The sequence below is a fragment of the Phaeobacter sp. SYSU ZJ3003 genome (genome assembly GCF_041300735.1).
In the GTDB taxonomy this organism is placed as follows: domain Bacteria; phylum Pseudomonadota; class Alphaproteobacteria; order Rhodobacterales; family Rhodobacteraceae; genus Phycobacter; species Phycobacter gallaeciensis_A.
This window is the reverse complement of the sequence record NZ_PXNU01000086.1, coordinates 1-11,623: the sequence shown is the minus strand read 5'-3', so window position 1 is coordinate 11,623 and position 11,623 is coordinate 1. Positions and strand designations below refer to the sequence as shown.

The 11,623-nt window shown below is 61.2% G+C and carries 10 protein-coding genes; 8 read left to right on the top strand and 2 right to left on the bottom strand.

The window, feature by feature from the left end; genetic code table 11:
- Positions 1 to 958 precede the first annotated feature (958 nt).
- Positions 959 to 1,849: a LysR family transcriptional regulator gene (locus C6W91_RS20085; protein WP_370571477.1), complete on the bottom strand. Its 891-nt coding sequence runs from the start codon at positions 1,847 to 1,849 to the stop codon at positions 959 to 961.
- Positions 1,850 to 1,961: 112 nt separating this feature from the next.
- Between C6W91_RS20085 and C6W91_RS20080 the strand changes: the two genes are divergently transcribed.
- The 8 genes from C6W91_RS20080 to C6W91_RS20045 all read left to right on the top strand — a co-directional run bounded on the left by C6W91_RS20080 (position 1,962) and on the right by C6W91_RS20045 (position 10,966).
- On the top strand, positions 1,962 to 3,512 hold the full coding sequence (locus C6W91_RS20080) for a proton-conducting transporter membrane subunit (protein WP_370571476.1): 1,551 nt from the start codon (positions 1,962 to 1,964) through the stop codon (positions 3,510 to 3,512).
- Between the two features lie 14 nt (positions 3,513 to 3,526).
- The gene (locus C6W91_RS20075; RefSeq protein ID WP_370571475.1) at positions 3,527 to 5,932 is read left to right on the top strand and encodes a YbcC family protein; all 2,406 of its coding nucleotides are present in this window, start codon (positions 3,527 to 3,529) and stop codon (positions 5,930 to 5,932) included.
- A 298-nt stretch (positions 5,933 to 6,230) separates the two neighbouring features.
- Positions 6,231 to 6,707 (top strand): polyketide synthase, encoded by a 477-nt coding sequence (locus C6W91_RS20070; RefSeq protein ID WP_370571474.1) that lies wholly within the window; start codon positions 6,231 to 6,233, stop codon positions 6,705 to 6,707.
- A gap of 205 nt (positions 6,708 to 6,912) precedes the next feature.
- Positions 6,913 to 7,296 (top strand): hypothetical protein, encoded by a 384-nt coding sequence (locus C6W91_RS20065; protein ID WP_274828968.1) that lies wholly within the window; start codon positions 6,913 to 6,915, stop codon positions 7,294 to 7,296.
- A gap of 146 nt (positions 7,297 to 7,442) precedes the next feature.
- Positions 7,443 to 8,069, top strand: a complete 627-nt coding sequence (locus C6W91_RS20060) for a Crp/Fnr family transcriptional regulator (RefSeq protein ID WP_370571473.1) — start codon at positions 7,443 to 7,445, stop codon at positions 8,067 to 8,069.
- 25 nt (positions 8,070 to 8,094) lie between these two features.
- Positions 8,095 to 9,177: an ABC transporter substrate-binding protein gene (locus C6W91_RS20055; RefSeq protein ID WP_370571472.1), complete on the top strand. Its 1,083-nt coding sequence runs from the start codon at positions 8,095 to 8,097 to the stop codon at positions 9,175 to 9,177.
- Positions 9,174 to 10,217, top strand: a complete 1,044-nt coding sequence (locus tag C6W91_RS20050) for a FecCD family ABC transporter permease (RefSeq protein ID WP_368997823.1) — start codon at positions 9,174 to 9,176, stop codon at positions 10,215 to 10,217. Before C6W91_RS20055 ends, C6W91_RS20050 begins: the two co-directional genes overlap by 4 nt.
- Positions 10,214 to 10,966 (top strand): ABC transporter ATP-binding protein, encoded by a 753-nt coding sequence (locus tag C6W91_RS20045; RefSeq protein ID WP_370571471.1) that lies wholly within the window; start codon positions 10,214 to 10,216, stop codon positions 10,964 to 10,966. The genes C6W91_RS20050 and C6W91_RS20045 overlap by 4 nt, the downstream gene beginning before the upstream one ends.
- A gap of 239 nt (positions 10,967 to 11,205) precedes the next feature.
- Here the strand turns inward: C6W91_RS20045 and cueR are convergent, their stop codons facing one another.
- Complete coding sequence (cueR, locus tag C6W91_RS20040) at positions 11,206 to 11,622, bottom strand: Cu(I)-responsive transcriptional regulator (protein ID WP_370571470.1); 417 nt, start codon at positions 11,620 to 11,622, stop codon at positions 11,206 to 11,208.
- Position 11,623: the final 1 nt, after the last annotated feature.

The window sequence follows — 11,623 nt, the reverse complement described above, 5'->3', positions numbered from 1 at the left end:
ACCGCCCCAAACTGCCCTCAAGCGGCAACATCGGCGCAGCCGAAGACGTTGTTCAGACGTTCCTTAGTATCTCCAGAATTTGACATTTTGCAATCCAGGGTTGAACAGCCCAAATATTAACAAATAGTTAAATCCTAAGCGCGTGCGTTAATATTTTCCGTTAGCGCTGCGCTCGATGCGATTAATTAAATGTAAAGTAAGGTTATCTTTGCATTAGGAATGCTCTGGTCAAGACGCGCATTGCGACAGTGTGCAACGCGCTCATTCATGTTGATCGCACAGTCGTTTTGTCTTTCCGCACTTGCTCAATGCAGCGGGATAAATCAAAGCACTGCGCTTCGGGATGTCATGATCCCACATTGCAATGAGTACTGCCTCCCGCCGTTCTTTCGGTACCGTCAGGTTCGGCCTCCCTCTCGCAGCAATGGCGGGTCGGTGGCCTCCTTTCCCACCAGGTCTTTCAAAACGACGTTGTTGAGCATCGTGTCCGCCAGCAGTCGGCTGAGAAACCTCATCTAATTGATCCAAATTGACTTTCACGGACGTCCATCGCATCGCCAGATCCCTCGACTTTTCACTTGATGCGTCCTGCGCAACGCTGACCTTCAAGCCAAACGCACGTGTCCCTGCTCAGTGTCGCTGATCCAAAGGTCCGCTTCCAGAAAACCGAGCATGATCTATTGCGCCTGCAGCAGAGCCTTCGCTGAACCTCGCATGCATGTCGTGGTTGGGCGGGCTGACGCCATCCGGCGAAAAAGGCCGCGCGCGGTTTTATCTGCGATCGGGCAGCCGCACCGCCGCACGTCCGATCTGCCCCTGCAGCGGACATGCTACGATCTCTCATTAAGAAAAAGCAGCAGTCTTGTCGACAAAGCCAATGAAATAGAGCTTCCTGGGCGCATTACAAAAACAACCATAGGAAGTTCCAAAGTCCGCAGATTGCACGCATATTTGCACTTCAGGACAAGGCTGCGGAACCGGCATTCCTTTCGAGAAGATCCTGCACCAGAGCATTCGGAAACCGCCGTCGCTGGGTGATGGCGAAAAAGGTTTCCTTGATCCGGGGATGCTCATTGGCTTCGACAAGTCGGCCCGAGGTCAATTCGTCTTTCACGACGATCGGTGCAACCAGCGCCAACCCGATGTTTTCCCGGGCTAGAAGACGCATCATCGCCATATCGTCGACCTCGGCGGCGATCTGCGGACGTACGGACAACCGGCTGGCCATCGCGTCAAATGCGGTGCGTGCGCTGCTGTCGGTGGTTGGCAGAATGAACGGTTGCTCGGCGAGCAAATCGCGGATCGGTCGATCCGGATCAAGCCGCTCGGGTGCGCCGACGATGCTGACCTCCTGCTCTCCGATCTGATGGGTTTCGTAAGGCGTCAGACTGTCGTCCGGGGGCGGACGGTTCATCAGCACCAGGTCAAGGTTAAGCGTACCCAACCCTTCCAGCAATTCGGTCGGGCTGCCTGAACGCAGAATGACCTCGACGTCCAGACGTGACAGGATCGGCCTCAGGAAACCGATCTGAAAGTTGCGCGACAGGGTTGCAAGCGCGCCGACGCGCAGCGCCTTGCGATCCCGCACCGTGCCTTCAAGAGTCGCGACAAGTTCCTGTCCCGTCGAGAAAATTGCATCCGCGTGATCCAGCGCGATCCGCCCGGCTTCGGTCAGGTGCAATTGCCGCCCGCGCCGGTCGAACAGAGCGTGCCCAAGCCGTTCTTCCAATTGCTTGATCTGAACCGACAAGGCGGATTGCGAGAGGTTCAGCCGCTCCGCCGTGCGCGTCAGGTTGCCGTCGTGCGCAACGGCCCAAAAGTAGCGGAGATGGTGATAGTTCAACGGCATTCGTTAGAGTTTATAGAACGTAAAATGAAAAACAATGAATTTTTACTATCGGGTGGTCTCCCCTAAGCCATTGCGAAAGGTCGCTGACCGCGAATTTCAAAGGAGTCCGATGATGGCTTATCTGTTTTTACCCCTTCTGAGCCCGCTCGTCCTGCTGGTGGCCGCGTTCTATGCGGCGCGCCATCCCGGGAAACGTCCCGGACGAGTGCCTGCCCTGACCGAGGCCGCCGCAATCGCCGCATTCGCGATGGCGGCCGTGGCTGCAACGCTCCTTGTGGTCAAAGGTTCCGGCACCTCGGCCCTGATCGGGTTATTCGGTGTTGGACTGTCGGTGCGGCTCGATGCGGTGAGCGCGGTGATGCTGGTTCTGGTCAGCTTCATCGGCTGGATCGTGCTGCGCTATTCCAGGACCTACATGGACGGTGAGGATCGGCAAGGCGCTTTCACGGGCTGGATGTCTGCGACATTGGCCGCTGTCCTGCTGCTGGTCATGTCAGGCAATCTCTTTCAGTTGTTCGCGGCCTGGACGCTGACCAGCCTGTCGCTGAACCGGTTGCTGCTGTTTTATCCTGAACGCGCTACAGCACAGCGCGCCGCCCGCAAGAAAGCCATCGTCGCACGGTTGAGCGAGGGCGCATTGGCCGGTGCCGTGATCCTGCTGATCGCGGCAACCGGGACAACTGATATCGAAACGCTTCTTGCCAGCGCTGAGCCGGATTGGCTGACTATGGGAGCAGCTCTCCTGCTTGCCCTGTCGGCCGTACTAGCCTCGGCGCAATTCCCGATACACGGATGGCTGACCGAGGTGATGGAGGCGCCCACGCCGGTCTCTGCCCTGCTGCATGCGGGCGTCATCAATGCGGGCGGCTTCCTGTTGATCCGCTTTGCCGACGTGATGCTGCTAGCCCCGGGTGTCATGGCGCTTCTCGTCATGCTAGGAGGGTTCACCGCACTGTTTGGTGGTCTGGTGATGCTGACCCAACCGGCGGTCAAGACCTCGCTGGCCTGGTCGACCATCGCGCAGATGGCTTTCATGATCATGCAATGCGGCCTGGCGCTGTTCCCGCTGGCTCTGCTGCATATCGTGGCGCATTCGCTCTACAAGGCGCATGCCTTCCTCAGTTCCGGTGAGGCAGTGCGCAATGTCGCGGCAATTGCCCGCCCCGGACCAATTGCTGTTCCGAGCGCCCGCAACGTCGTGCAAGCCTTTGTCATTGCCATCGCGATCTATGGTCTGGTTGGCACGGTTATTGGGTTTGACGGCAAGTCGGTTCAGGCCATCGCCCTGGGCGTCATCCTGATCTTCGGTGTCGCCTACTTGCTGGCGCAGGGCTTTGCCGATGCGGCGCCGCGCGCGCTGACGCAGCGCATCGTGGTCTACGCGCTGGTGACGTCGGTGAGCTATTTCGCCCTTCAGGTTATCGCCCAGTCTCTGACCGCTGGCAGCCTGCCTCCGACCCCAAACCCCGGCCCGCTGGAATGGGCGCTGATCCTGCTCGCTCTGATCAGTTTCGGAGTGGTCGCTGTGGCACAGGCGACCTTTCCCCTGTGGGCATCGCATCCGGCCGCAACAGGTCTGCGCGTGCACCTGACCAACGGCCTTTATGCCAATGCAATCTTCGACAAGCTTCTGGACGGATGGTCCAAGCGGTCCGCAGTCTGAAAGGAACCGACCTCATGTTTGCCAAACTCGAGACCTACCCCGCCGCGCTGCTGGAGCTCGTCGCCGAGGCCAACGCAGCCGCCAAGGCGATCCCGCCGTTGTTCCCGCTGTCTGCTAATGTGGCAGTGAACCCGTTTTTGGGTCAGACTGATGAACCCCTTGCCGTCACCGCCGCGCGTCTGGCGCGGGTCGGTGGCGCCCGGGCAATCCCACCACGCGCGCATTGGGCGGGCAAGATCAACGCGGGCGAGATTTGCGACACCGACCTGATGGAGGCATTGGCCTCGATCAATGGCCAGTTCAACGTGCCAAGCCTGCAGGAACTTAAAGCGTCTCTCGACGGTGAGAACCCCGCGCCCAAAGCCCTTCCTACAGTGGCAGAACTGGCAGCGGATGTCTCCGGCATCGACTGGCCCGGGCTTATTGATGACCGCATCGGCGTTTGGGCCGCCAGTCACTTCGATCAGGGGCAGGCACTCTGGAAACAGGCAGGCAGCGGCGGCCCCTTCAGGGCTTGGCGCGACTTCGCCTCGCGCGATCTGACGCCCGAGATTCAGGGTCTTACGGGCTTTTGCACTTTTGTTGCTGACACCAACCGTTCGCATTGGCGCGCTATTGGTCGCGCTTCGGAAAGGCTTGGCGTCACCACTGCTGCTGCGCCTACCGCGTTCCACCGCTGGCTGATGACGCTGGGCGGATGGGCGCAATACGGGCGCTATCTGTTGTGGCAGGCGGAACTGGAAGGCAAAGCGGACAGCAGCGTGACCGAACTTCTGGCCATCCGGATGGTCTTCGACGAAGCTCTGTTCGACCTCTACGAAGACCAGATTGCAGCACGTTGGGCAGATGTGGTCGCGGCCCATCAGAGCCCAGTTACTCCGCCCCGGGATCTTGTCATCGATGCGGTGCTGCAGGACGCCGCAGAACGGGCCGAGCAGCGCGTGCTGGCCGACAGGCTGTCCTGCGGTACAGCGCGCAAGGGCGAGGCGCGCCCGGCCGTGCAGGCGGCCTTCTGTATCGATGTGCGTTCGGAAGTCTTCCGCCGCGCATTGGAAGCACAGGATGGAGGCATCGAGACGATCGGCTTTGCCGGTTTCTTTGGTCTGGCCAGCGCCCATAAGGCCGCCGGATCGGATGTGACCGAATTGCGCGGTCCGGTTCTCTTGCAACCGGGGCTGAATTCACAGGCTGCCGAACCCGAAGCGGCAAACCTGAACCGCCGCTATGGCGCCCGGGCCAAACGCGCCTGGGGCCGGTTCAAGCTGGCCGCAGTGTCGTCCTTTGCCTTTGTCGAGGCGTCGGGGCCGCTCTACGCGGGCAAGCTTGTTCGGGATGCTCTCGGTTTCGGCAATAAAACCGCGGAAGACCCTGCGCCGGAGTTGGATCCTGCGCTCGATCTCGAAACCCGTGTAGGAATGGCAAAATCGGTGCTGACCGCCATGTCTCTCACGGATGAATTTGCGCCGATCGTATTGCTGGTCGGCCACGGCGCCGATGTCGTCAACAATCCTCATCAAAGCGCCCTGCAGTGTGGGGCTTGTGGCGGTCACGCCGGGGACGTGAATGCCCGCCTGTTGGCGAGCCTGTTGAATGACCAGGACGTCCGGACTGGGTTGCGTGACGACGGGATCGATATCCCTTCGGATACGGCATTCCTGCCCGCGCTGCACCATACGACCACCGACCAAGTGACCCTGTTCGAACAGGATCTGCCGCCGGAAACGCCCATTGACCTTACCCAGCTGAAGGCCTGGCTTGCCGCCGCCGGAGCGCTCGCCCGGGCGGAGCGCTCCCAGCGCCTACCGCGCGCCGCGGGCGCAGCGCATGTCGCGCAGCGGGCCCGGGACTGGGCCGAAACGCGCCCCGAATGGGGCCTGGCCGGATGCCGGGCCTTTATCGCCGCGCCGCGCCACCGCACCGATGGGGCAGACCTGTCCGGGCAGGCTTTCCTGCATAATTACGACTGGCGGCGGGATGATGGCTTTGGCGTGCTTGAATTGATCCTGACGGCGCCCGTCGTGGTCGCCAGCTGGATCAGCCTTCAGTATTACGGTTCATCCGTGGCGCCGAGCATGTTCGGTGGCGGCAACAAGCTGCTCCACAACGTAGTGGGCGGCATCGGCGTTCTGGAAGGCAACACGGGCGCCCCGCGTCCGGGTCTGCCGTGGCAGTCAGTGCATGACGGTGATGGCTTTCAGCACGATCCGCTACGTCTGTCGGTAATCGTGGAGGCTCCGCGCGAAGCCATGTCCGAGATCCTGCGGCGCCATCCCGGCGTCCGCGCCTTGTTCGACAATGGCTGGCTGCACCTCATCGCAATGGATGACGAAGGCAAGCTGGCTTGGCGCTATTGCGGCGACTTGGAATGGTCACGCTTCAAGGATCAATCCGCCGACGCGCGCGCAATAGCAGCGGAATAGTCCTTTTCCCCCCGCCTGAAAATAGCTTTGGCGCACCTTCGTTCTGCTTCATGCAGAATGAAGGTGCCTCGCATTGGTTCTTATCGGTAATTTCAGGGGGCTAAGACGCTATAGGTACAGAGATGCAGCGGGCCAATAACTTCCCTGCACGCATTTTCCTCCACTTTGCCCCGCTGAACGGCCTATCTGACATGTTCCAAGGCCGCATGTGCGACCAAGGGCGCTTTTTTGATGCCGCCACGCGGCGAATAGGCCCGGCTTCAACCGGCTGAAAGGCTGAGTTTGCAAATGACGCTGTATGCGCCAAAGTTACCCCGGCGCACGGATCCGGGTCGCCCCTCGTGCCGATGTCCGCATTGTCGCAGCTGAAGTTGCGCGGTTGCGATTTACACCGGTTCTGCTATCGACCTTTGATATGAAGGTGATGCACTCCATCTGGTGGCTTCGCACGCTGGCCGTGCTGCTGACGGTTGCCTTGGCAACGTCGGGTTTTGCGCATCGCTTTGCAACACCGGAACAGCAGGCTGCACTGGATTATGCCCAAACCTATGGGCTGGACATCTCGTCGATCTGTGGAGATTTCGAGGATGCCGACAGCACGCAAACCTGTGACGCCTGCCGCCTGCATTCGGCTATCTCCCTGCCAGAGCCAGCTGTTGCCCTCATCCTTGCCGAATTGTCTTGTGATCCGGCGGATTGGGTGCCGCAGCCACCTGTTCTGAACGCCCTCACCGCCGAAGCAGTACGCCTGGCACGAGCGCCTCCGATCGTCTGAATTTTGCCGACCTATTGGTGAAAAATCCGGCCCGTGCGCCGGAGCAGACTCTGGAGACATCCATGAATATCGCTCTTAGTGCGGCTCTTGCCGCTACCTGTGACGTCACTGCGCGCTCTACGGGAATAAGGTAGAACCGGCGTTCATGGGCGATCCCGCCGACAGGCTGGGTCGTTCCTGAATGGACCATTTCGGCCCCTGATCCTTGTTCTTTCTCAGTCTCATAACACGCGCGCTGCTGCTATTGGCGTTGCTCGGCTCGTCCACCGTGCCGGATGGTCTTATGCGCGCGCAAGGCCCCGAAGGCATGCGGTTGGTGCTTTGCACGCCCGGCGGCACGCAGGAGGTCTGGCTGACCGATGCGGGCGAGATCATCCCTGCCGAGGATGAGCAGCCCGCCCGTGATGATCACGACGGGCCGCATTGCGTCCAAGTCAGCGTCGCCGGGACCGTGCCCTCTTCGAACGTCGGTCTTTTGATCCAAATGCCGCTTCGGCCTTTGGCGCTGCCAACAGGTTCGGCGCAACGTCCAGTTTCGCAAGATCTTCCAAATCAACATCGTAGCCGCGCGCCGCCTCTTCCCGTCTGATCCTTCAGCCGGGGCCCCGCGCCCCTTGTCCGACAGTCAAAGACAAGGAAACCAGCATGACTGCGATGATACACCCGTGGCCTGACCACAGAGCCTTCAGAATTGCCTCAAGACTCGCCCTGTTCCGGGGAATGAGGTCTGCCGAGATGCGCAGTATCCAGCGCAAATTCACAACCGAAAATTACCGTGATGGCGAAACACTGGCCTGCAAGGGCGTGGATGCGCCCTTCATGGGGATCGTCCGGTCCGGCATGCTGCGCGAGGACAGGCCGACGCCGCAGGGTCGCACGCATCTGCTGGCCCTGACCTTTGCCAACGAAGCGCTGGCGCCGCAGGGCTGCGTCCGTGCCAAATGCACGCTGACCGCCGTCGGTGAGACCGAGGTCATGACCTGCGACCAACGCACATTCGAGGAACTGGCCAGCGCCATTCCCCGGCTGCAGCTGAACCTCTTGCATCTGATACAGGACCAGTTGGCACAGGCGCAGGACTGGCAGCTGCTGCTGGGGCGCAAGACTGCCAGCGAACGCGTGGCCTCAATGCTGGTCTCCTTCCATCAGCGCCACGGGCGACCGGACAAGATGCACCTGCCGATGAGCCGCGCTGATCTGGGACAGTTGACCGGCCTGACGCTGGAAACCGTCTCGCGGCAGATGCGGGCGCTGGAAAAGGCGGGGCTGATTGCCATGCCGCTACCGACCCGTGTCCGCGTTCTGGATGCCGTAGCCCTTCACGAGCTGACCGGCGATGCGCCTGCACGCGTCGCCGCCTGACCTTTTCATGACACAGGGAGAAACCATGAAACTTGCACTGACAACCTGCCTCGCCACGCTGCTGACCACCGCCGCATGGGCCGAGATCACCATCACCGACCTGCGCGACCGCACCCTTACGCTCAACGCTCCGGCGGAACGCGTGCTGCTGGGGTTTTACTACGAGGATTACCTCGCTGTCGTCGGCGACAGCGCGGTGGACAAGCTGGTCGGCCTGTCCCGCGGGCCTTGGGCCGACTGGCGCCCGAAACAATGGGACGCCTACACGCAAGTCTTTCCACAGCTGGCTGAGCTGCCCGATGTGGGCGACACAGAAAACGGCACCATGTCCATCGAGGCCGCCATCGCCGCAGACCCGGATCTGGTGATCCTTGCAGGCTGGCAGTACGACGCGCTTGGTGAAAGCGCGGCGCAGTTCGATACGGCGGATATTCCCGTACTCGTACTCGATTACAACGCCCAGACGCTTGAGGCGCACCTGGCCTCGACCCGCGCGCTGGGGATGGCGATGGGCACTGAGGAGCGCGCCGAGACGCTCGCGACGTTCTATGCCGAGATGACAGCCGACACTGCTGCGCGGGTAGAACAGTCAACTGAAGCACCAAAAGTTTATGTCGAGCTGGCGCAGAAAGGGCCGGACGAGGTCGGAAACTCCTATGCAGGCGGCATGTGGGGCGGAGTTATCGACCGGCTCAAGGGGCAGAACATCGCCAATGGCCAGATCGAGAACTGGGGGCCGCTTTCCCCGGAATACGTGCTGTCCCAAGCGCCCGAGGTGATCCTTCTCTCCGGCTCTGAATGGCTGAACCGTCCTGCCTCGGTCCCGTTGGGCTTTGGCGCGGACAAGGCGCTCGCGAATGAACGCATCGGTGCCTATCTCGGTCGCCCCGGCTGGTCAGACCTGCCCGCAGTCGAAAACGGCAAGGTCTACGGCATCTATCACGGCGGCTCGCGCACGCTGTCTGATTTTGCCTATTTCCGTTTCCTTGGAAAGGCGATGCACCCTGCGACCTTTGCCGATGTCGACCCGCAGGCCGAACTGGCGAAGTTCTACGGCGACTGGCTGCCGATCACGCCCGAGGGCACCTTCATGATGCAGGCGGAATGAGTATCGCGGTAAGTGAAGGGAGCGGTTTCGACCGCACCCGCATCACCCGGATGGGGGCGGTCTGTGCCGCCCTCACCATCCTCGCGGCCCTGATGGTGGTGGACCTTGTGACCGGTCCCGCCGGTCTGCCTTTGTCCGATGTCCTGAAGGGCCTGCGCGATGGCCCGGATGCAGAGAACCGCCGCCTCGCGACTATCCTGTGGCATCTTCGCATGCCGCAGACCCTGATGGCTGCACTGGTGGGGGCTGCCCTGGGGATCGCCGGACTGATGATGCAGACCATCCTCAATAACCCTCTGGCCAGCCCCTATACGCTGGGCTTTTCCGCCGCTGCCGGTTTCGGCGCAGCACTGGTGATCCTGTTCGGTACGGCACTGCCGGTGGCGATGTGGATCGGCGTACCGCTCGCGGCCTTTGCCGCCACGCTGGTCGCAGCTGGACTTGTCTACCTCGTCGCGCACCTGCGCGGCGCCTCGCCCGAGATGCTGGTACTGGCGGGCATAGCGGTGCTCTTCCTGTTCCAGTCGCTGCAATCGCTGCTGCAATTCATGGCGGCCCCCGAAGTGCTGCAACAGATCGTCTTCTGGCTGTTCGGCAGCCTGCTCAAGGCGACCTGGACGTCGGTGCAGGTCTTGTCCGCAATTCTTGCCGTGACCCTGCCATTGATTGCCCGTGAAGTGTGGAACCTGACCTCACTGCGCCTTGGCGAAGGCAATGCTGCAAGCCTTGGCCTGAACGTCGAAAGGTTGCGCCTGCGGGTGCTGGTGATAATCGCGCTTCTGACTGCCGGTGCCGTCAGCTTTACCGGCACCATCGGTTTTGTCGGCCTGATCGCCCCGCATGTCGGGCGCGCTCTGGTGGGCGAAGATCACCGTTTCGGCCTGCCGATGGCAGCGATCATGGGCGCTGTGGTGCTGGTCGCCGCCTCCGTACTGGGCAAGGTCATCTCGCCCGGTGCGGTCATTCCGGTGGGCATCATCACCGCCATCGCGGGTATTCCGATGCTGCTTGCAATCATCCTGCTGAAGAGGCGTACATGAGTTTGGTTCTGGAGAATTTCACCGTTGATGCCGGGCGCCGCCGCTTGCTGCGGATTGAAAGGCTGGAGCTGCCCTCAACCGGGCTCGTTGCGGTAATTGGCCCAAACGGTGCAGGCAAATCCACCCTGCTGAAGGCACTTGCCGGGGTTCAGCGCCACGGCGGCAGCAAGGCGCTGGACCAGAGCTGGCCTGCGCCTGAACGCATCGGATTCATGCCACAGGATTTTACCGTGAAGGCAGCCATGAGCGTCGCGGAATGTGTGCTGCTTGGGCGGCGCGAAAGGCTCGGTTGGCGCATCACAGCGCGGGAGCGCGCCGAAGTTGCCCAGATGCTGGAGATGTTAAACCTGTCACACCTCGCCGATCATCGGATGGATAGTCTGTCAGGGGGCCAGCAACAGCGCGTTCTTCTGGCGCAACGCCTGATCCGCAATCCCCGCCTGCTGATCCTCGACGAACCCACCAGTGCGCTGGACCTGCACCACCAACTCGAGGTGCTCGAACAGTTGCAAAGGCTTGCGCAGAGCAGGCTCGTGCTCGCGGCCTTGCACGACCTGACCTTGGCAGCCCGTTATGCGGATCAGACGGTATTTCTTGAAACCGGCAGGCTGGCCGTGGCTGGACCAACCTCACAGGTTCTGCGGTCGCCCTGCCTGGACCGGGCCTATCAGATCGACAGTGAAATTCTCCGTGATCGCGATGGCGGGCCAGTCTTCGTCGCGCACCAGGCTCGGTCGCCGAAATATTGACGTATTGTAGATCAGCGCTCCCAAGTGTGAGCCCAAGACGCCGAAGGTTTGATCTAGCAGGTTGTCAATCTCGACGCGGCAGATCACTCAGATACCGCATGTACCCGCCGCACTAGCCTTTACCCTGCCGCATCCTTTGGTCGCGCTTTGAAAATGCCTTAGGGGGCTCGCGAAAACAGCACTTTCTCCGCGTCCGAAAGCCCACCCCATACAGCACCCGCGAATTCACGCTTGCCTCATCAACGCACCACAGGCTCCCCAATGTTTTCCTCAGTCGTGTTTCGTGCCAGATCCTTCAGGATGGGGCAATCCGGGCGGTGATCTCCCGCGCAGGCGTGCACCAATTGATCCAGCGTGTCACGCATAGACTGGAGCTGCGTTATCTTCTCGTCGATCTGGGCCAGATGCTCTTCGGCAATGCGCTTGACCTGCGCGCTTTCCCGGCCCTCGTCCTCGTATAGCGCCATCAGCGCCCGGCAGGTTTCAATGGTAAAGCCAAGCGCGCGGGCGCGGCCGAGGAAGGCCAGCTTGTGCAGATCCTGTTCACGAAAGCTGCGATACCCGTTCTCGCTGCGCTGCGGGTGGATCAAGCCAATATCCTCGTAGTAGCGGATCGTTTTTGCGGGCAGTCCTGATCGCCGTGATACGTCACCGATA

What these genes read in the sequence shown, in the direction of transcription:
- C6W91_RS20070 (WP_370571474.1), top strand. Translation starts at nt 6,231, where the DNA reads ATGCGCCAAAGTTACCCCGGCGCACGGATCCGGGTCGCCCCTCGTGCC.
- C6W91_RS20055 (WP_370571472.1), top strand. Translation starts at nt 8,095, where the DNA reads ATGAAACTTGCACTGACAACCTGCCTCGCCACGCTGCTGACCACCGCC.
- C6W91_RS20075 (WP_370571475.1), top strand. Translation starts at nt 3,527, where the DNA reads ATGTTTGCCAAACTCGAGACCTACCCCGCCGCGCTGCTGGAGCTCGTC.
- C6W91_RS20060 (WP_370571473.1), top strand. Translation starts at nt 7,443, where the DNA reads ATGCGCAGTATCCAGCGCAAATTCACAACCGAAAATTACCGTGATGGC.
- C6W91_RS20085 (WP_370571477.1), bottom strand. Translation starts at nt 1,849, where the DNA reads ATGCCGTTGAACTATCACCATCTCCGCTACTTTTGGGCCGTTGCGCAC.
- C6W91_RS20080 (WP_370571476.1), top strand. Translation starts at nt 1,962, where the DNA reads ATGGCTTATCTGTTTTTACCCCTTCTGAGCCCGCTCGTCCTGCTGGTG.
- C6W91_RS20050 (WP_368997823.1), top strand. Translation starts at nt 9,174, where the DNA reads ATGAGTATCGCGGTAAGTGAAGGGAGCGGTTTCGACCGCACCCGCATC.
- C6W91_RS20045 (WP_370571471.1), top strand. Translation starts at nt 10,214, where the DNA reads ATGAGTTTGGTTCTGGAGAATTTCACCGTTGATGCCGGGCGCCGCCGC.